Raw genomic sequence first — 24,295 nt, 5'->3', positions numbered from 1 at the left:
TAGTCAGAAAATCTGACAACATTTTTTGACATTTTACAAAAATATCCTTATACTGATGTGTGTCAATAAGACAGAAAATAATGAAAATTAAAACAAATTAAAAGGGGGAATAGAAATGGAGAATCGTCCTCAGTGGGGATCAAGAGCAGGATTTATTTTAGCGGCTGCCGGATCAGCAATAGGGTTAGGAAACATATGGAGGTTTCCGTCAACGGCGTTTCAAAATGGTGGAGGAGCTTTCTTTTTACCTTATCTATTTGCGTTATTAACCGCAGGGATTCCACTATTGATCATGGAATTTACGATTGGTCATAAGTTTAGAGGTTCAGCACCTTTGAGCTACGCAAGGTTGAATCGAAAGTTAGAATGGCTTGGATGGTGGCAGGTAGCCATCTCGTTTATCATCTCAATTTATTACGCGGCAATTGTCGCATGGGCGATGTCTTATACCGTTTTCTCCTTTAAGTTGGGCTGGGGGAAGAATACAGAAAGCTTTTTATATAACGACTATCTACATATTGCGAAAACTCCTGGAGAGATTGGGAGCTTAGTACCTGGAGTATTAATCCCATTAATTATCGTCTGGGTCATTACACTAGGTGTTTTATTTAAAGGTGTAAAAAAAGGAATTGAAGTAGCGAATAAAATCTTCTTACCAACGTTGATTGTTATCTTTATGGTCATTGTAATCAGAGCGTTGACGTTAGACGGAGCGGTAGAAGGGCTGAATGCCTTCTTCAAACCGAACTGGGACATGCTAACTGAAGGGAAAGTATGGGTCGCAGCTTATGGACAAATCTTCTTTAGTTTGTCGATTGCATTTGCAATTATGGTCACTTATTCAAGCTATCTTCCAAAAAAATCGGATATTACCAACAATGCGTTTATCACCGGTTTTGGAAACTCTGCATTTGAATTACTAGCGGGCATTGGTGTGTTTAGCGTGCTAGGGTTTATGGCTCAACAGCAGGGAGTAGGGGTAGATGAGGTCGTAAAGGGCGGAGTAGGACTAGCGTTTGTTGTCTTTCCACAAATTATTAATCAGTTCCCAGCCTTTAACGAGTTGTTTGGTGTCCTCTTTTTCCTCTCGCTCATTTTAGCAGGGTTAACGTCGCTTATTTCGATTGTGGAAACATTCGTAGCAGGTGTACAAGATAAGTTTAATGTGTCTCGCACAAAGTCGATTATGATTGGTGGAGGGCTAGCAGCCGTTTTATCACTGTTATTTGCGACACAAAGCGGACTGTTCTTCTTAGATGTTGTCGATTATTTTATTAACAATTTTGGTGTGGCGCTTGCTGGTCTCGTGGAAGTGATCGTGGTTGCTTGGGTACTAAGAGAATTAAATAGCCTACAAAAGCATGCCAACTCAGTGTCAGATATTATTATTGGTAGCTGGTGGAAGATTTGTTTAGGTGTTGTTACACCACTCGTGCTTGGGTATATGATGTTTGATAATATTCGTACAAACATTAAAACCAACTATGAAGGCTATGAAACATCCTTTATTGTCACATACGGATGGATGGCTGCGTTGCTAGCCATTTTACTTGGAATTGTCTTTTCAATTTCTAAGTGGAAAAAGAATGCATTATCCCTTCCGACTGATAGCAAGGAGGTTTCAAGCTAATGGATACAAGCTCAATTATCATGATGATTATTGGAATGGGTATTATTTGGGGCGGACTTGCTTTAAGCATTATTCACGCAATTAGAAAAGCGAAGGAAGCCAAACGTTCTTCACTGAAATAACATGAAAAGCCGCTCTATTAGCGGCTTTTTTTACTTTTAAACAAACGTTTGTTTAGATCATTATTTCTTTGTTCGAAGCTTTACTCGGTCCTGACGCTCCCATGAACGGAGACGTGGATAAGGATCAAACGACCACTCGTTTAAACCATTATCTTTGTACATACCGTAATGAAGGTGAGGAGGGAATTTTCCCGCTGTTCCTGGGGGTCCGTATCCAGAGCTGCCTACTCCACCGATGAGCATCCCTGGCTCGACGATTTGTCCTACTTTTAATCCTTTCGCAAATCCGCTTAAATGGGCCAGGTAGTGATAGGTGTTATTAATATCACGAATGCCAATTCGCCATCCCCCATATTTGTTCCATCCCATGATTTCTAATACGCCATAACAGGTAGAACGAACAGGAACACCATAGTCTGCAAAAATGTCTGTTCCTTCATGGATTCTTCGTCCACCCCAACCTCTCGCATCGCCCCACGTACTGCGATAGCTGTAGTTTGAACGTAACGGAACAGGGAAGGAGCTACCTTCAAGATCTAGGCGACCGAAATGCTGATACATTCTTGCATTTTCCACCACGACATCAACAGCTTTGCTTCGCTGATAATAATTCCATAAGCCAATTTCAATATGTTCTTTTGTAATGCCATAGGTTTGAAGATATTCTGCAACTGTATAAATGACATCCTCATCATCCGTTAACAGTGCTTTTCCGTCACCATTTCCATCTCTTCCGATACCGCCTAGGAGCTCAATCGTTAACGGATTGGTGTCCGATGTGTTTTTGTTTAAGCTGCCAATCCAGCGCTGGGGTTCGATGTAAATACCTAATACCCCTGACTCTTTCGGAATATCACGTCGTGCTCTGCGTACGCTTCGTTCATATTGATCAATTCCCGCGAAGTAGTACCAAGGAATATGTGTAATACTTTCCATATGGGTATATAATTCCATTCGCTTTTGGTACGTTTCTTGATTTGAAGTTGTTTTAGTAGCATAGCTTTCAGGTGCTTGAGAAAGAGTAATGAAAAGCAATAGGAAGCAAATAAGGGCTTTTTTCAAGAAATTTTCCTCCCTTCTATTTCAAAAAATCGTATTCATAGTTTGTGGAGGATGAAAACTTTTCATAATACTTAATTAATGGAAAAAGGAAGGAGGTCTTGTTTTGTCAAGTAAATATATCCCTGAATAATAATTATTGGAAGCGCAAGGGTTGTCGAACCCAACTTTTATATGATAAAGTGACATAGAACTACTTTTTCAATACAGGGTGTATATAACTATAGATTTGCGTAATATTCTGTAAAACGATGGAGTTGGTATAAATGGCAACAAAAGAGGAACATGTTCGCAAGCCCGAATGGCTGAAAATTAAGTTAAACACAAACGAAAACTACACGGATCTTAAAAAAATGATGCGTGAGAAAAATCTTCATACAGTATGTGAAGAAGCAAAATGTCCTAATATTCATGAATGTTGGGCTGTTCGTCGCACAGCAACCTTTATGATTCTAGGAGACGTATGTACTCGTGCGTGCCGTTTTTGTGCGGTAAAAACAGGATTACCTACAGAGCTAGACTTGCAAGAGCCAGAGCGCGTAGCAGAATCTGTTCGTATCATGAACTTAAAGCATGCGGTTATTACAGCCGTTGCGCGTGATGACTTAAAAGATGGAGGCGCTGGCGTATTTGCTGAAACAGTACGTGCTATTCGTCGTGCAAACCCATTAACATCAATCGAAGTACTCCCTTCTGACATGGGTGGAGTAGAAGAAAACCTTAAAACACTTATGGATGCTCGTCCAGACATCCTAAACCATAACATCGAAACAGTACGTCGTCTTACTCCAAGAGTTCGTGCTCGTGCTACATATGACCGTACATTAGAGTTTTTACGTCGTGCAAAAGAAATGCAGCCAGATATCCCAACAAAGTCTAGTATTATGATTGGGCTTGGGGAAACAAAAGAAGAGATCATCGACGTAATGGATGATCTACGTGCAAATAATGTAGACATTATGGCAATTGGTCAATATCTACAGCCGACAAGAAAGCATTTAAAAGTACAAAAATATTACCATCCAAATGAGTTTGAAGAACTGAAAGAGATCGCGTTATCAAAAGGCTTCAGCCACGTTGAAGCAGGTCCTTTAGTACGCTCTTCTTACCATGCCGATGAGCAAGTAAACAGCGCAACGAAAGCAAAGCGCGGCGAATAAATTCAATTTCTTCACAGAAAAGACCCTAACATAGACGGTTAGGGTCTTTTCGTATAGCACAAGCTGATTACTTAGGTTGTGAAGTATGGTTATTCCATGTCACCATTCGGTGCTCCTTTTGTATGACCATTCGCATCCTCGCCCGTGCTCATTCGGTTACCTTGTGGAGACTTCAACATAGATCGAATGGTTTGCTGAAGAGAGGTTTGTGTGTTTTCATCTTTTGTATCAAGCGTACTAAATCTTTCTACGTCTTTAATATGCTCCGGATTATCGGATACATAGACGTGATAGTAGCGAGGAACCACAGACATTGCGGTACGTTTCACTTGATCTGCTGCCTCATTTCGGTTCGGATTGTCCGTCTTGTAGGCAATGAGCACTTCATCATCTGTGACAAGAGTAGCAACATCATGAATGTTTGGAATGGAAGTAGCCATGCGACTGATCGAGTCTGCTACTTTTTCTCGATTAATCGAAATCATTCCTTTGTTCATATTTGATTGGTCGTGATCAGGGTTTTTCGTATGTCGCACATAACCATAATCCTGCTGATCTTTTTTATTCGTGTTATACAAATCATTGCGATCGGATACGTTTAGCGTTTCGCCATTTTCCTCATATAGTGCTTCATCTTGATTCTCTGTATTGGATTGACAGCCGCTAACCGTTATAATAGCTATAGTAGTAAAAGCAACTAGAAAGTGTTTATTCATCCGTCAATACCTCCTTATACTACATAGGATGTGGCAAAATACATGAATTTCTCATGTTAATTGATGGTTTTCGACTATATAATAAAAGGTAATAAAAAGGAAAAATGAGGTGAAAAGATGATTTGTGTAAATAACACGTGCTATGAGGTCGTAAAAGAGTACCGAGAAGGGTTTAATGAAGAGGCGTTTTTAGGGCGATACGTGGATTTGTTGAATCGATACGATTATCTTGTCGGTGACTGGGGATATAATCAGCTTCGCCTAAGAGGTTTTTTCGACGACCATAATCAAAAAGCAACGTATGATACAAAAATTAGCACATTAAACGATTACATACAGGAATATTGCAATTTCGGGTGTGCCTATTTTGTTTTACGCAAAGTGGCAAAATAAAAAAGGGTCAAAGAGAAAGACATTTCGTCCTTCACTTTGCCCTTTTTTTACTTAGATTAATTCATATAAAAATTCACGAAGCTCTTGAGCATCGCCTTCACCAAGCTTGTAGACGTGTTCTAGATAGCCAGGTTCATCAAGGTCATCCGTTCCGATAATGGCAAAGCGACCACCTTGAATATCTAAGACCAGCTGCTTTCCGTAATAGCGATCTGTTTGAATAATTGCTAAATCAAAACGCTGATGTTCCCCAACGAAGCTGACAAATCTTGTTTTCGTGTCTACCGTATCGTCATACAGAAAAAATCGTTCACTCATGTCTACCTCTCCCATACTTGTTTTTTTAATCATATCAAAAGAAAAACAAAACGAAAACGACTATCTTCTTTAGAAGAGATTCATTTTTAGAGCGTTTACATTTGTGCTATACTAAAGAAAGATTATACATGTACATACAATAGGGACTTATTCAGAGGGGGAAGCAGCATGTATTTTGTGGACCGAGATAAAATTGAAGAACGACTACAATTTCTAGAAGCAACCATTCAATTATTTAATGAGCAAAAGGGATGGACGACGCCAATTGAGATTCGAGCATTAGAGCGTATCGGTCATATTGCCATTGATGCTATTTTAGACGTTGGAAATGCCATGATTGATGGATTCATTATGCGCGATCCAGGGAGCTATGAGGACATTATTGATATTATGATGGATGAGAAAGTCGTATCAAATGAGGAAGGAAATCAGCTAAAAGAAGTGATTTTCCTGCGCAAACAACTCGTTCAAGATTATACAGAGGTTGATCACAGCGTACTAGAAGAGGTGCTAAAAAAGAATATTCATGTGATCAGCGCTTTTCCTGTGAATGTGCGAGCTTATTTAGAAAATGAGCTAGGTCCTGTTTCAGCTTTTAAAAGCTAATTGATGTTTGCGAATGGGCGATGAGGGATAGCATTGTTTGTATTTATAGGTAAAATAAGATATGCTTTTGTGGTACATGATAAGAATGTATCAAAGGACATATCTCTTAATTAAATATAAGCCTACTAAGCGGCTCTTAAGAGGGAATATCCTTTTACGAGTCGTTTTTTAGTGATTTGAGGAGGAAACAAACGTGAAAAAGTATAAAGGATATTTATTAGATCTAGACGGTACGATGTACATGGGAACAGAACTCATTAAAGAAGCAAAAGACTTTGTTGTGGCACTAAAAGAGCAGGGTGTTCCATACTTGTTTGTCACAAATAACTCGTCTCGTACGCCAGAGCAGGTAGCTGATAAATTAATGAGCTTTGGAATTCCAGCTACAGAAAAACAAGTATTTACAACAAGTCAAGCGACCGCTAACTTCCTTCATGAACGCAAGCCAAACGGTACAGCGTACGTGATTGGGGAAGAAGGAATTCGCACAACGTTAGAAGAAAAAGGCTTTACGCTTCAAGAAGAGCACCCTGACTTTGTTGTGGTAGGAATTGATCGAAGCATTAGCTATGAAAAACTTGCGACTGCATGTCTAGCTGTGCGTAATGGTGCAACGTTTGTTTCAACGAACGGTGATATTGCGATTCCAACAGAACGCGGTTTGTTACCAGGGAACGGATCTTTAACATCGGTTATTACCGTGTCGACACAGACAGAACCAATCTTCATTGGTAAGCCTGAAAAGATCATTATGGAGCAAGCGCTAAAAGTATTAGGAACACCAAAAGAGGAAACGGTGATGATCGGTGATTATTATGACACTGATATTATGGCAGGGATGAATGCCGGAATCGATACGATGCTTGTTCATACAGGCGTAACGACACCTGAGCTTCTAAAGGGATATGACAAACAGCCAACGCATACGGTTCATTCCCTTGAAGAATGGATTCCCAACATTTAAATTGAGAATAAGAAAAGGACTTGTGCGAATGAAGCACAGGTCCTTTTTTTGTAGTACACCTAACGATTATCTTTTAAAACGGATTTTTACATAAGATCAATTACGAATGCACAGCTGATTTTTTATATTAAGAATCTTGATGTGCGGCACGGTGCGCAAGTCTGCTTGATGCGGCAGCAGCAATTGCTCCAACGATATCATCTAAAAAGGTATGACATTGGCCAGTCGATTTATCATTTAAGTATTGTAAAATGCCAGGCTTTTGCTTGTCGATGTATCCATAATTGGTGAATCCGATTGAGCCGTATACGTTAACGATAGATAGAGCAAGAATTTCATCAATTCCGTACAAGCTTTCATCTTTTGCTAAGATGTCTTGAAGCGGTTCTTCAAGCATTTTTTTCTCTGCTAAAACATCTAGCTGAATACCTGTCAGGATCGCATTTTGCACTTCTCGTTTTGCAATGACACGCTCAACGTTCGCACGACATTCTTCAAGATCTAAGTTTGGATGATATTTTTCCTGAAGATAGAACACGAGGTCTGCAATGTCTTCGATATTCACACCACGTTCCTTTAACCATTCTCGTGCTTTTATTTCTAGCTGACTCATTTTGTGGTCTTTTGCCATTATTTTCACCTAGTTTCTATATAAATTTTGGTACAGGCATTGGTTCATCAGATCACTTCTTTGTCCCAATTTACGGAATAGTCATAGACGTGTAAAAAGAGTACCACTCCTTATCTTGAAATAGCGGAGAGAGAAGGATTTTACAAAGCAGATTCATTCGTTTGAAAAGAAAAGGTGTAGTCTTACTTTATTCATCAATCGGCAAAGATTATGACAAGTAATTGTTTCCTTCTACATATATTTGTATTAGTAAGGAGTGAAGAACATGATAAATGAAGCGATTCAACAATATTATGGCTTACAACCTGGAGAATTAATTAATGCGGGTCCCTATAAAACGTTTTTTTATCGTAATATTCTTCACACAGTCGTTGATGTCACCAGCATGGACGAGGATGAGCTAACAGAAATGCATCAAATTAGTCAGCATTTAATGGGACAAGGAGACCGTCAAGTAGCGACGTTTATGCCTAATTTATCAGGAAGCGTTCTGACAAAGATAGAAGAAACGAAATTAATTATTTGTCGAAATGCTCTGTATGAACGAAAGGAAGAAGCTTCTAATGTGGGCAGGGAGCTTTCTTATTTTCATCAGCGTGGTAAAATGCTGCCATTTCAAGTGGAGAAGCTAAACCGAATCGGTCAGTGGAAAGATCTATGGGAAAAACGGCTTAATCAGATGGAGAACTTTTGGCGCGGAAAGCTTCAAGAGCTTCCAAATCACGATATGGAACGAAAATTCATTGAATCTTTTCCGTACTACTTAGGTCTAACTGAAAATGCGATGCAATATTTGGTTGATACGGAAATTGACGATCTCCCTCGAGCAATTGATACAGCAACCGTTTGTCATCATCGGTTCGTCCCCGACACGTGGGGAGAATCATATTACTACAAGTTACCCTTTGATTGGGTATTTGATCATCCGAGTCGAGACTTAAGCGAATACATTCGATATCTCTATCTTCAAAATGAACGACCGGAAGCCATTCGTAAAATTCACGCGTTTTTAAGCGAGTATGAAAAAGTAACGCCACTTTCGTCCTTTTCCTGGAGGCTGCTGTATGCTCGTCTGCTTTTCCCTGTACACTATTTTGAGACAATTGAGGGATATTACAGTACTGGTGATGAAGATCGCAAATATAAGGCGTTTAAACGCTTAGAGTCGATCGTTGAGGAAGCGGCCAACTATCAGCTTTTTTTAAAGGAGTTCTATGCCACAATGGGAATTCCAGCAGCCAAGTACAGCATCCCTGAATTAGAGTGGTTATAGAAGGTTAACTCTTCGCTAAGTGTCTTAAATAGTATGGTAGAATAAAGATAACGGACTATTTAGATAATGAGGTGGAGAGATGGAAAAGCCATTCGTTTATATTACACGTCAACTACCAAAGAAATTAATTGCCCCGTTAGAAGCAATCGCAAATGTGGAGATGTGGGCAGAAGAAGAAAAACCAGTTCCTGATGAAGTGCTAAAAGAAAAGTCACTGAACGCAACGGCCCTTTTGACAATGCTCTCAGACCGAATCGATCGAGCGCTTTTAGAGGAAGCTCCTCAACTAAAAATCGTCGCAAATTTAGCTGTTGGCTATGACAACATCGATGTAGACGCTGCAACAGAGCAAGGTATTATCGTTTCCAATACGCCTGATGTGTTATCCGATACAACGGCAGATTTGACCTTTTCGCTGCTACTGTTGGCTGCGAGACGCCTTGTTGAAGCCGCTGAGTACATTAAGAACGATCAGTGGAAAGGTTGGAGTCCGTACCTACTTGCGGGTCGGGATGTTCACCACAAAACGATTGGAATTATAGGCATGGGGAACATTGGACGTACGGTAGCTAAAAGAGCGACTGGATTTGACATGAATATTTTATATCATAACCGTTCACGCGATGAAAAGGCAGAGCGCGAACTTGGTGCGACGTACGCGTCATTTGACGAACTCATTACGCAATCTGATTTTATTGTCTGCCTCACACCGTTAACAGCGGAAACAATGAATCTTTTTAACGAAGAAGCATTTCGGAAGATGAAATCAACCGCTGTTTTTGTGAATGCCTCACGCGGTGCGGTGGTGGATGAAGAAGCACTTCTAACGGCGATAAAAGAAGGGGAAATAGCGGCCGCTGGACTAGACGTTTTTCGACAAGAGCCAATTGTCGCAAATGATCCTTTACTTACACATCCTAACATCGTTGCACTCCCGCATATTGGAAGTTCAAGTATTGAAACGCGTACGGCAATGATTGAACTATGCGTAGAAAATATTGAACGTGTCTTAAAAGCAAACACCCCTGCTACGATTGTTAATCGTTCAGTCGTTCAGCACACATAATTGTTAAGAACTCTTCGTTTTCGCGGAGAGTTCTTTTCTTTTATATGCGAGCTTGCAAATACAAATATGAAAAAGAAGGTTTTCTCCTTTGTATACAAGTGTTACTATGGTAAAAAGTCAAAACATTTAAAATTATCTACCTAATATAATGGATAACGCTTTCATTTAAAAGTTTCTATTTTCAGGGTTGTAAAAAATCAGAATAGTCTCTATAATGTCCTTTATAAAAGAACAAATGTCTATTCAGAAAACACAAATCCATCATACGATACATAGAGGTGAAGAAAATGGTTAAAAAAATATCAATTGGTTTATTAGGTCTTGGAACAGTCGGAAGTGGCGTAGTAAAAATTATTGAGAATCATCAGGACAAATTAATGCACCAAGTCGGCTGTCCCGTCGAGGTAAAGCGCATCTTAGTGAATGATTTGGAAAAGGAACGAAATGTGGAAGTCGATGCTTCAAAGTTAACGAAAAATGTAGAAGAAATTCTTCATGATCCAGAGATCGATGTGGTGATTGAGGTAATGGGAGGAATTGAAGAAACCCGTGATTACATTTTAACGGCTCTTCGCAACAACAAACACGTGGTGACGGCAAATAAAGACTTAATGGCTCTGTACGGATCGGAATTATTGACCGTTGCTTCTGAAAGTAACTGTGATTTGTTTTATGAAGCGAGTGTAGCGGGAGGCATCCCTATTTTACGTGGTTTAGTAGAAGGTCTTTCCTCAGATCGCATTACGAAAATGATGGGCATTGTGAACGGTACAACGAACTTTATTTTAACAAAAATGAGCAAGGAAGGTCGTGCTTACGATAATGTCTTAGCAGAAGCACAAGCGCTCGGCTATGCGGAATCTGACCCAACAGCTGACGTAGAAGGACTAGACGCAGCCCGCAAAATGACGATTTTATCGACGCTCGGATTTTCCATGAAGATTGATTTAGATGATGTGCGTGTAAAAGGAATTTCTTCTGTAACAGAAGAAGATTTACGCTATAGCAAGCAGCTTGGCTACACGATGAAGCTGATTGGGTATGCGCACCGTGACGGAGAAGAGGTAGAGGTGAGCGTTCAGCCGACACTTCTTGCAGATACGCATCCGCTTGCAGCTGTTAACGATGAATACAATGCTGTGTATGTGTACGGTGAAGCGGTAGGGGAAACGATGTTTTATGGACCAGGTGCAGGTAGCCTTCCGACCGCTACGGCCGTTGTGTCTGACTTAGTTGGTGTGATGAAGAACATGCGTTTAGGCGTAAACGGAAAAAGCGCAGTAGCGCCACAGTTTCCAAAACAGCTCAAAAACGAAGATAAAATGTTCTCTAAGTATTTCTTGCGTATCCACGTAAAAGATCAAGTAGGGGCCTTCGCTGACCTTACAACGCTATTCTCCAATTACGGCGTGAGCTTCGAGAAAATTATCCAGCTTCCTGTTAAAAACAGTGACTTAGCAGAAATCGTCGTCGTTACACATCAGGCATCATTAAAAGATTACGAAACAATTATGGAAGAACTGCGAGGACTACAAATTTTAGACAGTATCAAAAGCAGCTACCGTGTAGAAGGGGAGGCACTTGCCTAATGTGGAAAGGATTACTACAAGAATACAAAGAGTTTTTACCAGTGAACGAACATACACCGAGCCTAACGCTACATGAGGGAAATACGCCCCTTATTCATTTAGAAGAGCTGTCAAAGCGGTTTGGCATTAACCTTCATGTCAAAGTCGAAGGTGCGAATCCAACGGGCTCATTTAAAGACCGAGGAATGGTAATGGCGGTAGCTAAGGCAAAAGAAGAGGGTAGTAAAACGGTAATTTGTGCTTCAACAGGGAATACATCAGCCGCAGCTGCAGCTTATGCTGCACGTGCTGGGATGCGCTGTATTATTGTTATTCCAGATGGAAAAATTGCGATGGGTAAGCTTGCTCAAGCGGTTATGTACGGAGCCGAAATTGTAGCAATTGAAGGCAATTTTGATGAAGCGCTCGCAATGGTACGTAAGCTTAGTGAATCTTCTCCGTTAACGCTTGTAAATTCGGTGAATCCGTATCGAATTGAAGGACAAAAAACGGCTGCGTTTGAAATCTGTGATCAACTAGGGAAGGCGCCTGACGTTCTTGCGATTCCAGTCGGAAACGCCGGAAACATTACGGCTTATTGGAAAGGATTTAAGGAGTATAACGAGAAAAAAGAAACAGGTCTTCCACAAATGAGAGGGTTTGAAGCGGAAGGTGCAGCTGCCATCGTTCGTAATGAGGTTATTGTAAATCCTGAAACGATTGCGACAGCTATTCGGATTGGTAATCCAGCAAGTTGGCAGTATGCGGTGGACGCAGCAGATTCCTCAAACGGAAAGATTGACGAAGTAACAGATGAAGAAATCTTAAAAGCGTATCATTTACTTGCAAGTACAGAAGGTGTATTTGCAGAGCCTGCTTCATGTGCATCATTAGCAGGTGTGATCAAACAGCTGGAATCTGGAGAGATTACCCCTGGCTCGACGGTGGTTGCCGTTTTAACTGGAAACGGACTAAAAGATCCAAATACAGCGATTGACTCAAGTCATTTCAGACCTGTGGTATTACCAAACGAAGAAAAAGCAGTGTTTGAGCACATTGAAGGTGTGATTGCGTCATGTTAGGAAATCGCCGCTTTACCATTATTGTTCCGGCAAGCTCTGCTAATCTAGGTCCGGGCTTCGATTCTGTTGGTATGGCGCTCTCCTGCTACTTGACGTTAGAAGTGGAAGAATGTAGCGAGTGGCGCTTTATTGCTGCCTCTCCGAACTTAGAAGGAATTCCAGAAGGAAAAGATAACTTAATTTACGAAGTAGCTCAGCAGGTGGCAGCCGATTATAATGTAACGCTTCCACCTGTAAAGGTTACGATGACAAGCAATATACCGTTAGCACGAGGGCTAGGAAGCAGTGCTTCTGCAATTGTCGCTGGTATCGAAATTGCGAACGTATTAGGTGATTTACAGCTCACTAAAAAGGACAAGGTTCGAATTGGGAGCGTGATGGAGGGACATCCAGACAATGTAGGACCTGCGGTGTATGGTGGAATTTTAATTGGTTATCATCATGCAGATGAAACGTATACGGTCCACATAAAAGACGTAGAGGTGGATACCGTGATGGTCATTCCGCCGTATGAGCTGAAAACGACGTATGCTAGAAATGTGCTCCCCGAGCAGCTAGAGTACAAGCTAGCAGTTGAAGCAAGTGCTGTAAGTAATACGCTAGTGGCAGCGTTATTTACAAACAATTGGCCATTAGTTGGAGAGGTCATGGAAAAGGATTTGTTCCATGAGCCTTATCGTTCATCACTTGTAAAAGAACTGGCTGTTGTACGAAACGTAGCAAAAGATAGCGGGGCATTTGGAACGGCATTAAGCGGTGCGGGGCCAAGCATTTTATCTTTTGTAAAATCGGAAGATGCGATAACGCTTATTCAGACCTTAAAAACGCTTGTTCCTGACTGTGAAGTTCGACATGTAAAGGTCGATCAAGAGGGAGTACGTGTGCACAATCATTCTGTTACGGTATAAAAAAGAGGCGCTCTCCTTGCGGAGAGTGCCTCTTCTTCATTATTAGAATACTTGTTCAACTTCCATAACGCCAGGAACTTCTTCTAATAGTGCACGTTCAATACCTGCTTTTAGTGTGATTGTAGAACTTGGGCAGCTACCGCAAGCACCTAAAAGGCGTAGCTTAACGATGCCATCCTCCACGTCTACTAATTCACAATCCCCACCATCACGTAGTAAGAAGGGACGCAATTTATCTAATACTTCTTGAACTTGTTCTTTCATTTCTGCTTCCATACATATCGACTCCTTTCCTTGTCTCTCATTATAAACGGTCTTACTAAAAAAATCTATTCAAGAACACACGGTAATGTTAACCTGAATTCAAAAGATGTTCAAATATTCTTTATTGTGTAAAATATAAGAAGAACAATAAAGCAAAGGGGAGAGAGAATGTGGGAAGAGAAGTGGTTGAAATTTGCGTGTATGGTGCGGAGATTATTTGTGCGAGCTGTGTAAATATGCCATCTTCAAAAGATACGTATGAATGGATTGAAGCAGCAGTGGGGCGCAAATACCCATCACAGCCTTTTACATTAACCTATATCGATATTTATTCTCCACCAGAGGATGACGAAGAGAAAAAAGCGTTCGCTACTCGGGTAATTGAAGAAGACTTATTTTTTCCTGTGATTGTGATTAAAGGAGAAATTATCGGTGAGGGGAGCCCTCGTCTAAAGGATATTTATTCTGAAATGGAGAAGCATGGCTATCTAGCAAACTAAAACAATAGCACCGCAAAAGCGGTGCTATTATCCGTTATGATACTTATACATCCATAAGATCCCTGATTTTAAAAGGCGAGCAACTCGTCCTGTAATGGCGCGGTCGTTTACTAAACCGAAGCCGTGCTTTTTACCGAGTGAGCCCAATACGCCTTTTAATTTAATCGTTGGAAGCTCGTCAGGCAGAGGTTCATTGTTCCAGCGTTTTTGGAGCATCTGAACGATTTGTTCAGCCTGTCCTTCTGCTAGCTGTGCGCTAGGTGCGTGTGGAAGGCTTGCGCAATCCCCAACAACATATACATGCTCGTCCGTTGGAAGGTTGTGATGTTTCGTAAGTACAACACGTCCCTGAGGATCTTTTTCAACGTCTAATTCTCGTACCACTCGACTAGGCTGAATACCAGCAGTCCATACGATTACATCGCTGTGAATCGCTTCGTCATTGTTATATAGAACGTTTTCTTCTACTCTAGTAATATTTGCTTTATTGATGATTTCCACTCCATGAGAAGTAAACCATCCTTGAACGTATTTACTTAAACGTTCTGGGAAAGCTGATAAGATAAATTTACCGCGGTCAAACAGCTTAATTTTTAAGTCTGGTCGGCTTTCTTTGACTTCACTGGCAAGCTCGACACCACTTAATCCTGCACCGACGATTGATACAATCGCGTGGTGAGGAAGGTTATTAATCATTTGATATGTTTTGCGTGAAGCATCGATTGACTGAATGCTATAAGTAAACTCAGGAGCGCCCGGTACGTTATGATATTTGTCTTCGCATCCTAAGCCGATTACAAGGTCATCATAAGGAACAGTTGACCCGTCTTGCATAAGAACTGCTTTTGAATCTAAATCAATTTTTTCAACTAGACCGTGCTTAATGGTTAAACGAGGATCTTCAGGAAAGGCTACGCGTATATGGTTATCCGAAATGGTACCAGCTGCTAGCGCGTAGAACTCAGTTTTTAATGAGTGATATGGTGCTTTATCAATGAGAGTAATTTGAACATCATTTGGCAGATGATTTGGTAAAAAGCGATGCAACATGCGCATACCGCCGTATCCGCCACCTAAAATCACAAGATTTTTCATAAAAATTTCCCCTTTTTGCAAAAACAAGTTTGTGAAATAGCTATGTATTGATGCAACATATTTTACTGCGATAATATTTTTGTGTCACAATAATTGCGTTTATTCACATAAAAGTATAACTAAATAATGAAAAAATAACAACCTATTGCACGATGGTTTTTTTACTTTTAACGCTTTTCTGAAAGTGATTATTTTTCACTTAAAGCGTTGCTGCATAGAAAAAAGTAGGAATAGAAAACGTCAAAAGTTGACGATGAATCAAAAAAATTGTAGATTTACAAGTAATAGAGAGGTGAGCAAAAGTGATTAAGCCAATCATAGAATTTTGTATAAGTAATCTAGCTAGCGGTGCCCAAAAAGCGATGGAACAGCTTGAAAAGGATTACGATTTAGACATTATTGAATACGGCTGTCTGGGGTATTGTGGCAAATGTGCTCAGTCTCCATATGCACTGGTAAACGGTGAAATTGTCACAGGTGCAACATCAGACGAGTTGGTTCAAAATGTATATGCTTATTTAGAAGAAAATCCAATGTTTTAATAGATGTCTTTTGCATATAGATAAAACGAGCGGTAGGACATGTCCTACCGCTCGTTTTATCTAAATAACCTCTGCTTCTTGCTTCTGCTTTTCACGAATTTCTTGATAGCGATCACGTGCCATTTCAATAATTTTTGGATCTCCTGCTTTTGAATGACGCTGAATAATTTGTGAAAAATAATAGGATGCCTCATGTTCCTGTCCAACGCGACGGTTTAGTTCTCCGATTAAATATAAGACTTTTGTAATAGTCATTTTAGAAGATTGAAAATCATCGGTTTCATAGGAAAGCTTGTACTCGTTAAGAGAATGAAGTAAAAAACGTTTTTCTTCCTCTTCCCGTTGTTCAAGACGATGTAGCCACGCAATTCGCAATAATAGACCGGCTATTGTGACGTGCTTCTCTTTTTTTAATAGAGCACAATAAAGTGCTAGCTTATAGGCATTGATCGCTTTTAAAACAGAGCGTTCATTTCCATAGTCCTGCTGTGTCCAAGCCTGGCACACTTTTTGAGCGATCTGCTCTTTCGCATTAGGTGGGAAATAAGGGGAAAAATCTTCTGTATGTGAATAGCCGCAGTTTGGGCATATATTCACGTGATAAAGTAGCGGATTTAAATGAGTGTATTCATATACACTGTAGAAGTCAGTATCTAGGGAAACAACTCTAACAAACCTAGATAAGATTTTTTTCGTTTGATACGGGGACATACAAATGGGACACTCCATCCGCTTGTCGTACATTCCTTTCACGTCTAGCCCTCCTCTTTTGTTGTAATCGTACGCTGTATTCGAAACATACTTATATACTTTATTATAATCTAAAAGAACTAGTTGTTGCTAGGTATAAAGGCATAAAATATAAAAGCTTCTCCATTAGATTACTAATGAAGAAGCCAAAAACGGGGGATGTTCTTATTGTGCTCTTTTTTAGATATCTTTATACTAGACACAAGAAAAAAATAAGTGGAGGCAGCGATGAAAAGTTTTCAATTTACAAAGATGCATGGATTAGGAAATAACTATATATATGTCAACATGTTTGAAGAACGAATTGAAGAAGCAGAACTACCTAGTGTGGCTGTAAACGTCTCAAATATTCATACAGGAATCGGATCAGATGGTTTAATTCTTATTTGTCCATCAGACATCGCGCCAGTAAAAATGCGTATTTTTAATAACGATGGTTCTGAAGGAAAGAACTGCGGAAACGGTTTACGATGCGTAGCGAAGTATGCGTATGAACATAAGATAGTAGAAGAAACAGAATTTCAGATTGAAACACTCTCAGGTGTCGTAGATGCAAAGGTAGTAGTAGAAGACGGGGTTGTAACTGAAGTAACGGTCGATATGGGGGAACCACGATTACAGCGATCACAAATTCCAATGACAGGTGACGATACGTCCCAGGTCGTAGCAGAAAAAGCCTTATTTGCCGGGGAAGAATATGAAATTACGACCGTATCGATGGGGAATCCACACGTCATTTTTTACTTAAATGACATTGAAGAAGCACCGCTTACAACGCTTGGTCCAATCGTTGAAAAGGACGCACGCTTTCCAGAAGGCGTAAACGTAGAGTTTGTTGAAGTAGTAAATGAACACGAGCTGCACTTTCGCGTTTGGGAGCGAGGATCAGGAATTACTCAGGCATGCGGAACAGGCGCTTGTGCCGCTGTGGTAGCTTCTGTGTTAAATAATCATACGAAACGCAACGTCCCAACAACGGTTCATCTAGCAGGCGGAGATTTAGAGATTACGTGGACAACGGAAGGACGCGTATTAATGAAAGGACCTGCAGAAGTAATCTGTACGGGAGAATATTATTATTAAGACAGACTATTTGTTTCTATAGTCAAGGAATTATATAATTCAAGTAAGAGTTTGAATCTGATTCAAGTAAAGGAGGAAAAACGATGAGTGAACAACTAATTCACATAACAGAAGCTGCAGGCTTTCAAATAAAAGATATGATGAAACAGAACGAAGAGGAAGGTGCATACCTTCGATTTGGCGTCCAAGGTGGAGGGTGCAGTGGCCTTTCATACGGAATGGGATTTGATCACGAGGTAAAAGAAGATGACGTTGTTTTAGAACAACAAGGTTTAAAAATTCTTATTGATAAAGAAAGCTCGCTAATTGTAAAAGGCGTACAAATCGACTACAAGCAATCAATGCTTGGGGGCGGTTTTACGATCGATAACCCGAATGCCATTGCATCATGTGGCTGCGGATCTTCTTTCCGCACAGCATCAAATGCAGGAAAACCTGAAGAGTGCTAACATCGACACCTCTCCGACGAAAGTTGGAGAGGTTCTTTTTTTATTCATCATTTTTCATCTTTTATGAATACACGCATACAATAAAGTACAAACTTTTTGAAAAGTCAATAGATAAAGTATTGAAAATTTTGAATATTGTGTTACAATTTTTATAGGGGATAGACACAAAAGGAGGATGAAAGGTATGGCACCTTACAAGCCACGAAACGGGATAACAAAAATGTGCAAGAGAATGGCAAAAGTGAAGTTTGTAATCTCTGTTATATTATTTATTGCCGGTTTATTTGTAAGCGCTTCCTCATCTATGAACTATTTCTTTATTGGTAGTTTTGGTTTCTTATGTGCCTCAATGACTATTTTCGTTTTAGGAACGTTTATTGGTTTACTAGACGATACGACAGAAAAAAGCAGCACGAAAATCTATTAGTGATGAAGGGTGTTGGTTGAGGATCATTCTTAACCAACACTTAATACATAATAAATTGTAAGCGTTTTAATGATGTGGTAAAATACGAAAAGGAAAACGTTTACTAAATGGATGGTGAGATATGTCGATTACGATTAAGGATGTAGCGAGGCAGGCAAATGTGTCGGTGGCGACGGTGTCACGCGTATTAAACAATTTGCCGGGCTACTCCGAAGATACGAAGAAAAAGGTGCTGGGGATTATTAATGACCTAGGCTATCAGCCAAATGCGATCGCTAGAGGGTTGATTAATAAAAAAACGAAAACGATTGGTGTTTTGTTACCGAACGTATCAAACTTATTTGCAGCAGACGTGCTTGCTGGGATTGAAGATATCGCTCATGAAATGGACTATAGCGTAGTGATCTGCAAAACAGATAAAAGCGGAGAGAGAACGCTGAAATATTTGCAAATGCTGAGAGAGAAACAAGTGGACGGTATTTTATTTGTGAGCGAATGGATGAAGGAAGAATACTACGAGGTCATTTCTCGCATGAGTATTCCGGTTGTCCTTGTATCCACCAAATCTGATTACCCGCTTCCTTATGTAAAGGTAAATGATTTTGAAGCTTCTTATGATGCCGTGAACTATTTATTAAATAAAGGACACCGAAATATTGGAATGATCGCAGGAACAGAAGGCGATTTAATCGCAACATCTCCACGTGTTGAGGGATTTAAAAAGGCACTTCTTGACGAAGGGATCGACGGTGAGCCTGCCATCGTGTACGGTGATTTTGCATTTGAAACGGGTATTACGGGTATGGAGGAATTGATCGAGAAATATCCTGACGTAACGGCCGTGTTTTGTGCGAGCGATGAAATGGCTGTAGGCGCACTCTCGTATTTATATAAAAAGAATATACGAGTACCTGATCAAATAGCAGTAGTAGGATACGATAATACGTCTGCCGCTGAGAAAGCAATTCCGCCGCTCACAACCGTCGGACAGCCTCTTTATGAAATGGGACGTTCGGCAGCCGAAATGTTATTAAAAAAGCGCCCAACTTCTAACGTCGTACTGCAACATAAAATTATTGAGCGAGAAACTGTAAAGTAACATCTTTTTTTTGAACATTACGTAAACGTTTACGAAAAAATAAAACAAAGGGGTAGAAAAAAATGGAGAAAACAACAAGCAAAACGTGGTGGAAGGAAAGCGTCGTTTATCAAATATATCCGCGCAGCTTCAACGATTCAAATGGGGATGGAATTGGAGATCTTCAAGGGATAACGGAAAAGCTTGATTACTTAAAAGAATTAGGGATTGATGTGATCTGGCTTTCTCCTGTGTATGAATCACCAAATGATGATAACGGATACGATATTAGTGACTACCAAAGCATTATGAGTGACTTTGGCACGATGGAGGACTGGGAGAAGTTAATTCACCAAATCCATCAGCGAGAAATGAAGTTAATTATGGATCTAGTCGTTAATCATTCTTCAGATGAGCACCAGTGGTTCCAAGAGTCAAAAAAATCAGTTGATAATCCGTACCGAGATTATTACTATTGGAAGCCAGGGAAAGATGGGAAAGAGCCGAACAACTGGGAGTCTGTGTTTAGCGGCTCTGCATGGGAGTATGATGAAAATACGGAAGAATATTATCTTCACTTATTCAGCCGTAAGCAGCCTGATTTAAATTGGGAAAATCCAAAGCTCCGTGAAGAAGTCTATCGCATGATGAAGTTTTGGCTTGATAAAGGGATCGATGGTTTTCGAATGGATGTCATTAACTTCATTTCGAAAGTACCTGGGCTACCAGATGCTCCAAATCCACACGGCAAAAAATACGCACCGGGGGGAGAGTTCTTCATGGACGGTCCGCGGATTCACGAATTTTTACAAGAAATGAATGAAAAAGTGCTCTCACAATATGACGTGCTAACCGTTGGAGAGATGCCAGGCGTTACGGTGGAGGAAGCCGTTCTTTATACCGGAGAAGAGCGACAGGAAGTTAACATGGTTTTTCAGTTTGAGCATATGGACTTAGACGGAGGTCCAGAAGGAAAGTGGGATCTACGTCCTCTAAAATTAACAGATCTTAAAAACTCCCTATCGAAATGGCAAACAGGGCTAGATGGAAAAGGATGGAACAGCCTGTATTTAAACAACCACGATCAGCCTCGAATGGTATCACGATTTGGAAATGACCAGGAGTATCGCGTAGAATCAGCCAAAATGCTTGCTACAATGCTTCATATGCTTCAAGGCACACCGTATATTTATCAAGGTGAAGAGCTTGGAATGACCAACATCAAGCTTGATTCAATCAACGACTACAAAGACATCGAGACGTTAAATATGTATCGTGAAAAAGTAGTGGAAGGTCATGAAGATGAACAGCAGGTAATGAATTCGATCTATGTAAAAGGTAGAGATAATGCCCGTACACCAATTCAGTGGGATGACAGTGAAAATGCTGGATTTACAACAGGTACGCCGTGGCTAGCAGTGAATGAGAACTATCAGTATATTAATGCCGAACATGCTGTTCAAGATCCGCATTCTGTTTATCATTATTATCGTGAATTAATTCAATTGAGAAAACAGCATGATGTCATCGTTTATGGGTCATATGAGCTGCTGCTTCCTGACGATGAAGAACTGTATGTGTATACCCGTACGCTCGGAGACGAAAAGCTGTTAGTGCTCCTAAACTTCACAGGAGATGAAAAAGCGTTTATGTTGCCAAGTGGGATTTCATATTCCCAAAAGGAAGTGCTGATTTCCAATTATCCTGTAGCTGTTGACGCGCCGATTGAACAGCTAGAGCTTAAGCCTTATGAAGCACGTGTATACAAGCTAAAATAAACAGAAAAAAAGAAGAGCGGGGCAATAGCCTCGTTCTTCTTTTGAATTAGTTAAATAAAGATGTACTGTGAAGAGGTTGTACTCTTGCTTTTGGATCCATGTAGCTTTTTGCATTGTTAACGGCTGTTGGGCCTTCCCCAAAACCAGCAACGATTAGCTTTACTTTTCCATCGTACGTACAAATATCACCAGCAGCATAAATACCAGGGATGTTTGTTTCTTGCTTTGAGTTGACAACAATTGAGTTTTTCTCGATGTCAAGCTCCCATTCTTTAATTGGACCAAGAGATGAAACGAAGCCATAGTTTACGATAACATCATCAACATCGATAATCTCTTTTTCTTCACCTTTTACTTTTTCAAGAATAACTTGCTTGATTTCATCTTCACCAACAAGTTCAGATGGTACGTAAGGTGTTTTAATTTCTACTTTTGAATTCATCAGTTGTTCAACGCTATGTTCGTGCGCGCGGAATTTATCACGGCGATGGACAAGGGTTACTTTCTCAGCGATTGGCTCTAACATAAGTGCCCAATCGACTGCGGAATCTCCTCCTCCGAAAATAACGACTTTTCTGTCTTTAAATTTATTCATGTCGTCAACGAAATAATGAAGATTTTTACTCTCATATTGCGTAGCAGACTCTAATTCCAGTTTGCGTGGTTGGAACGCACCGTTACCAGCTGTAATAATGATTGTTTTTGTATAATGAACTTCGCTGTTTGTCGTTAATTTGAACACACCGTCCGCTTGTTTTTCAAGCTTTTCAACCGCTTGCTCAAGCACGATCGTTGGGTCGAACTGTGCCATTTGCTCTTTTAGGTTGTTTACAAGCTCTTGAGCACGGATTTTCGGAAAACCAGCCACATCGTAAATGTATTTTTCAGGGTATAAAGCAGACAATTGTCCACCAAGCTGTGGTAAACTTTCAATTAGCTTCACACTTGCTTGTCTCATACCTCCATAAAATGCTGTGAAAAGTCCAGTTGGACCTCCACCGATAATCGTAATGTCATAAACCTTTTTATCTTCTTTCACATTAATCACCTCTATATTTATGTATATCATGATTGGCTTTTTTATGATAGCATAACCTACTTGGAAAAAAAGCCTATTGTATCTTTCATATCATCGTAAAAAGATTAAAAAATTTGAATATTTATAATTTTTATCATGAAACCGTAAAAAATGCAACACACACCGCATTTTAAATTCCGGATAAAAAGGCGGAATATTTTTAACCTAATAAATCAGTCAAATACACTTGAAAAACAACCAAAAAAGGACTATGATGATTGTTGATGGGTGTATTTGTTAATATTTCATGACAATTTCTTAACAAAAGTATGTATTTTTCCGTCTTGATACGTGAAGGAATTCACAAACTTTTTACCTAGATATGAGGGTGACAAAAGTGGATAGGAAAACATCTTGTAGCTCACACTAACAAAAAACACTTGTGTTTGCACTTTTAAATTCATTTTTATAAATTTTATTGCTTTATACAAATTATTATTGGAAAAGGTGGATGACATCAAAATGAGAAAGCCTAAAATCGTAATCCTTGGTGCTGGTTACGGCGGTATGATGACAGCTCTTAACTTACAAAAAAAACTTGGAGTTAACGAGGCTGAAGTAACGCTCGTAAACAAAAATGATTATCACTATGAATCAACATGGTTACATGAGGTATCTGCTGGTACAATTCATCATGACCGTGCTCGTTTCAAAATCACAAACACGATTAACACAAACAAAACGAAATTCGTTCAAGATACAGTAACAGACATTAAGCTTGAAGAGCAACGTGTTATTTTAGAAAACGGTGAGCTTGAATATGACTACTTAGTAGTAGCTTTAGGATATGAGTCTGAAACGTTCGGTATTAAAGGACTTAAAGAACATGCTTTCTCTATCGCTAACATCAACTCTGCTCGTTTAATCCGCGAACACATTGATTTTGTATTTGCAACATATAACAACGAGCCAGAAAAACGTGATGAGCTTCTTACAATGGTAGTAGGTGGCGCAGGATTCACAGGAATTGAGTTTGTTGCTGAATTAGCAAACCGCGTTCCTCAATTATGTAAAGAATACGATATTCCACGTGAAAAAGTACGCGTAATCTGTGTTGAGGCAGCTCCAACAGCTCTTCCTGGATTTGATCCAGAATTAGTTGAATATGCTGTGACTCAATTAGAGCGTAAAGGCGTAGAATTCAAAATCGGTACAGCGATTAAAGAATGTACTGAAGAGGGAATCATCGTTGCAAAAGATGATCAAATCGAAGAAATTAAAGCTGGTACAGTTGTATGGGCAGCGGGTGTACGCGGAAGTCACCTAATTGAAAAAGCAGGTATCGAAAACATGCGTGCTCGTGTAAAAGTTGATCCACAACTACGTGCTCCAGGTCTTGAGAATGTATTCGTAGTGGGAGATTGCTCATTAGTAATCAACCCAGAAATCGATCGTCCATATCCACCAACAGCACAAGTTGCAATGCAACAAGGACCAACATGTGCACATAACATCTCTGTACTTGTACGTGGTCAAGGTGAACTTCAAGAGTTCAAACCAGACTTAAAAGGTACTGTATGTTCATTAGGTCATGACGATGCAATCGGTATGGTATTCGGTAAGAAATTATTCGGAACAAGCGCTTCATTCATGAAAAAAGTAATCGACAACCGTTCTTTATTCATGCAAGGTGGAGCTGGACTTGTAATGAAAAAAGGTAAATTTAACTTCTTTTAATAAATAGAAGAATGATGTCAAAAGGAGGGTCACTTAGGTGATTCTCCTTTTTTATTTGAATGATTTGTGAACAACCGG

Annotated in this window: 27 protein-coding genes; 19 read left to right on the top strand and 8 right to left on the bottom strand. The window is 40.0% G+C overall.

What is annotated here, in order from left to right; all coding sequences use genetic code 11:
* Nucleotides 1-115 precede the first annotated feature (115 nt).
* Both IE339_RS21585 and IE339_RS21580 read left to right on the top strand, forming a co-directional pair.
* Nucleotides 116-1,630, top strand: a complete 1,515-nt coding sequence (locus tag IE339_RS21585; RefSeq protein WP_242171080.1) for a sodium-dependent transporter — start codon at nucleotides 116-118, stop codon at nucleotides 1,628-1,630.
* On the top strand, nucleotides 1,630-1,752 hold the full coding sequence (locus IE339_RS21580) for a methionine/alanine import family NSS transporter small subunit (protein ID WP_242171077.1): 123 nt from the start codon (nucleotides 1,630-1,632) through the stop codon (nucleotides 1,750-1,752). The genes IE339_RS21585 and IE339_RS21580 overlap by 1 nt, the downstream gene beginning before the upstream one ends.
* Nucleotides 1,753-1,812: 60 nt before the next feature.
* Here the strand turns inward: IE339_RS21580 and IE339_RS21575 are convergent, their stop codons facing one another.
* Entirely contained in the window at nucleotides 1,813-2,814 is a 1,002-nt protein-coding gene (locus tag IE339_RS21575) for a M23 family metallopeptidase (protein ID WP_397428597.1), read from the bottom strand.
* Between the two features lie 263 nt (nucleotides 2,815-3,077).
* Here IE339_RS21575 and lipA point away from each other — a divergent pair, with 263 nt between their 5' ends.
* On the top strand, nucleotides 3,078-3,971 hold the full coding sequence (gene lipA, locus IE339_RS21570; RefSeq protein WP_053403512.1) for a lipoyl synthase: 894 nt from the start codon (nucleotides 3,078-3,080) through the stop codon (nucleotides 3,969-3,971).
* Nucleotides 3,972-4,060: 89 nt separating this feature from the next.
* Here the strand turns inward: lipA and IE339_RS21565 are convergent, their stop codons facing one another.
* The gene (locus IE339_RS21565) at nucleotides 4,061-4,687 is read right to left on the bottom strand and encodes a YhcN/YlaJ family sporulation lipoprotein (protein WP_242171074.1); all 627 of its coding nucleotides are present in this window, start codon (nucleotides 4,685-4,687) and stop codon (nucleotides 4,061-4,063) included.
* A 117-nt stretch (nucleotides 4,688-4,804) separates the two neighbouring features.
* On the opposite strand from IE339_RS21565, the gene IE339_RS21560 reads away from it, so the two are divergent.
* A complete protein-coding gene (locus IE339_RS21560; protein ID WP_242171065.1) occupies nucleotides 4,805-5,080 on the top strand; it encodes a YutD family protein in 276 nt (91 codons plus the stop codon).
* 51 nt (nucleotides 5,081-5,131) lie between these two features.
* On the opposite strand, the gene IE339_RS21555 is transcribed toward IE339_RS21560, so the two are convergent.
* Entirely contained in the window at nucleotides 5,132-5,398 is a 267-nt protein-coding gene (locus tag IE339_RS21555; RefSeq protein ID WP_242171062.1) for a DUF3055 domain-containing protein, read from the bottom strand.
* Between the two features lie 168 nt (nucleotides 5,399-5,566).
* Between IE339_RS21555 and IE339_RS21550 the strand changes: the two genes are divergently transcribed.
* Nucleotides 5,567-6,004 (top strand): DUF86 domain-containing protein, encoded by a 438-nt coding sequence (locus IE339_RS21550; protein WP_242171052.1) that lies wholly within the window; start codon nucleotides 5,567-5,569, stop codon nucleotides 6,002-6,004.
* 193 nt (nucleotides 6,005-6,197) lie between these two features.
* Nucleotides 6,198-6,968, top strand: coding sequence for a TIGR01457 family HAD-type hydrolase (locus tag IE339_RS21545; RefSeq protein ID WP_242171033.1), 771 nt, complete (start codon nucleotides 6,198-6,200; stop codon nucleotides 6,966-6,968).
* Between the two features lie 127 nt (nucleotides 6,969-7,095).
* Here IE339_RS21545 and IE339_RS21540 read toward each other — a convergent pair whose 3' ends face one another.
* Complete coding sequence (locus tag IE339_RS21540) at nucleotides 7,096-7,599, bottom strand: phosphatidylglycerophosphatase A family protein (RefSeq protein WP_242171030.1); 504 nt, start codon at nucleotides 7,597-7,599, stop codon at nucleotides 7,096-7,098.
* A 265-nt stretch (nucleotides 7,600-7,864) separates the two neighbouring features.
* Here IE339_RS21540 and yutH point away from each other — a divergent pair, with 265 nt between their 5' ends.
* The 5 genes from yutH (at nucleotide 7,865) to thrB (ending at nucleotide 13,496) form a co-directional block, all read left to right on the top strand.
* Complete coding sequence (yutH, locus tag IE339_RS21535; protein WP_242171027.1) at nucleotides 7,865-8,872, top strand: spore coat putative kinase YutH; 1,008 nt, start codon at nucleotides 7,865-7,867, stop codon at nucleotides 8,870-8,872.
* Between the two features lie 79 nt (nucleotides 8,873-8,951).
* Nucleotides 8,952-9,938 carry a 2-hydroxyacid dehydrogenase gene (locus IE339_RS21530; RefSeq protein ID WP_242171023.1) on the top strand — a complete coding sequence of 329 codons (987 nt, stop codon included), beginning with the start codon at nucleotides 8,952-8,954 and terminating at the stop codon, nucleotides 9,936-9,938.
* A 287-nt stretch (nucleotides 9,939-10,225) separates the two neighbouring features.
* Nucleotides 10,226-11,527, top strand: a complete 1,302-nt coding sequence (locus IE339_RS21525) for a homoserine dehydrogenase (RefSeq protein ID WP_242171020.1) — start codon at nucleotides 10,226-10,228, stop codon at nucleotides 11,525-11,527.
* Nucleotides 11,527-12,588, top strand: coding sequence for a threonine synthase (thrC, locus tag IE339_RS21520; protein WP_242171018.1), 1,062 nt, complete (start codon nucleotides 11,527-11,529; stop codon nucleotides 12,586-12,588). The genes IE339_RS21525 and thrC overlap by 1 nt, the downstream gene beginning before the upstream one ends.
* A complete protein-coding gene (gene thrB / locus IE339_RS21515; RefSeq protein ID WP_242171015.1) occupies nucleotides 12,582-13,496 on the top strand; it encodes a homoserine kinase in 915 nt (304 codons plus the stop codon). Before thrC ends, thrB begins: the two co-directional genes overlap by 7 nt.
* A gap of 42 nt (nucleotides 13,497-13,538) precedes the next feature.
* Here the strand turns inward: thrB and IE339_RS21510 are convergent, their stop codons facing one another.
* Nucleotides 13,539-13,772, bottom strand: a complete 234-nt coding sequence (locus IE339_RS21510) for a NifU family protein (protein ID WP_242171013.1) — start codon at nucleotides 13,770-13,772, stop codon at nucleotides 13,539-13,541.
* A gap of 158 nt (nucleotides 13,773-13,930) precedes the next feature.
* Between IE339_RS21510 and IE339_RS21505 the strand changes: the two genes are divergently transcribed.
* Nucleotides 13,931-14,260, top strand: coding sequence for a YuzD family protein (locus IE339_RS21505; protein ID WP_242171011.1), 330 nt, complete (start codon nucleotides 13,931-13,933; stop codon nucleotides 14,258-14,260).
* 27 nt (nucleotides 14,261-14,287) lie between these two features.
* Here the strand turns inward: IE339_RS21505 and IE339_RS21500 are convergent, their stop codons facing one another.
* The gene (locus IE339_RS21500; protein ID WP_053400217.1) at nucleotides 14,288-15,355 is read right to left on the bottom strand and encodes an NAD(P)/FAD-dependent oxidoreductase; all 1,068 of its coding nucleotides are present in this window, start codon (nucleotides 15,353-15,355) and stop codon (nucleotides 14,288-14,290) included.
* Between the two features lie 302 nt (nucleotides 15,356-15,657).
* Here IE339_RS21500 and IE339_RS21495 point away from each other — a divergent pair, with 302 nt between their 5' ends.
* Nucleotides 15,658-15,897 carry a YuzB family protein gene (locus tag IE339_RS21495; protein ID WP_053400218.1) on the top strand — a complete coding sequence of 80 codons (240 nt, stop codon included), beginning with the start codon at nucleotides 15,658-15,660 and terminating at the stop codon, nucleotides 15,895-15,897.
* A gap of 60 nt (nucleotides 15,898-15,957) precedes the next feature.
* Here the strand turns inward: IE339_RS21495 and IE339_RS21490 are convergent, their stop codons facing one another.
* Nucleotides 15,958-16,641 carry a DUF2225 domain-containing protein gene (locus tag IE339_RS21490; RefSeq protein ID WP_242176278.1) on the bottom strand — a complete coding sequence of 228 codons (684 nt, stop codon included), beginning with the start codon at nucleotides 16,639-16,641 and terminating at the stop codon, nucleotides 15,958-15,960.
* 234 nt (nucleotides 16,642-16,875) lie between these two features.
* On the opposite strand from IE339_RS21490, the gene dapF reads away from it, so the two are divergent.
* The 5 genes from dapF (at nucleotide 16,876) to IE339_RS21465 (ending at nucleotide 21,462) form a co-directional block, all read left to right on the top strand.
* On the top strand, nucleotides 16,876-17,730 hold the full coding sequence (gene dapF, locus IE339_RS21485) for a diaminopimelate epimerase (RefSeq protein WP_242171009.1): 855 nt from the start codon (nucleotides 16,876-16,878) through the stop codon (nucleotides 17,728-17,730).
* An 83-nt stretch (nucleotides 17,731-17,813) separates the two neighbouring features.
* Nucleotides 17,814-18,179 (top strand): HesB/IscA family protein, encoded by a 366-nt coding sequence (locus IE339_RS21480; protein WP_242171007.1) that lies wholly within the window; start codon nucleotides 17,814-17,816, stop codon nucleotides 18,177-18,179.
* Between the two features lie 184 nt (nucleotides 18,180-18,363).
* Entirely contained in the window at nucleotides 18,364-18,606 is a 243-nt protein-coding gene (locus tag IE339_RS21475; RefSeq protein WP_053400221.1) for a hypothetical protein, read from the top strand.
* Between the two features lie 121 nt (nucleotides 18,607-18,727).
* Nucleotides 18,728-19,705 carry a LacI family DNA-binding transcriptional regulator gene (locus tag IE339_RS21470; RefSeq protein WP_242171005.1) on the top strand — a complete coding sequence of 326 codons (978 nt, stop codon included), beginning with the start codon at nucleotides 18,728-18,730 and terminating at the stop codon, nucleotides 19,703-19,705.
* A gap of 62 nt (nucleotides 19,706-19,767) precedes the next feature.
* A complete protein-coding gene (locus IE339_RS21465) occupies nucleotides 19,768-21,462 on the top strand; it encodes a glycoside hydrolase family 13 protein (protein ID WP_242171004.1) in 1,695 nt (564 codons plus the stop codon).
* A 46-nt stretch (nucleotides 21,463-21,508) separates the two neighbouring features.
* On the opposite strand, the gene yumC is transcribed toward IE339_RS21465, so the two are convergent.
* Nucleotides 21,509-22,501, bottom strand: coding sequence for a ferredoxin--NADP reductase 2 (gene yumC, locus IE339_RS21460; protein WP_242171001.1), 993 nt, complete (start codon nucleotides 22,499-22,501; stop codon nucleotides 21,509-21,511).
* A 501-nt stretch (nucleotides 22,502-23,002) separates the two neighbouring features.
* On the opposite strand from yumC, the gene IE339_RS21455 reads away from it, so the two are divergent.
* Nucleotides 23,003-24,217: an NAD(P)/FAD-dependent oxidoreductase gene (locus tag IE339_RS21455; RefSeq protein ID WP_242170999.1), complete on the top strand. Its 1,215-nt coding sequence runs from the start codon at nucleotides 23,003-23,005 to the stop codon at nucleotides 24,215-24,217.
* Nucleotides 24,218-24,295: the final 78 nt, after the last annotated feature.

The organism is Priestia koreensis (assembly GCF_022646885.1).
Lineage (GTDB): Bacteria > Bacillota > Bacilli > Bacillales > Bacillaceae_H > Bacillus_AG > Bacillus_AG koreensis_A.
Note: the sequence above shows the minus strand (reverse complement) of the source record. Positions and strands in the feature narration are given on the sequence as shown.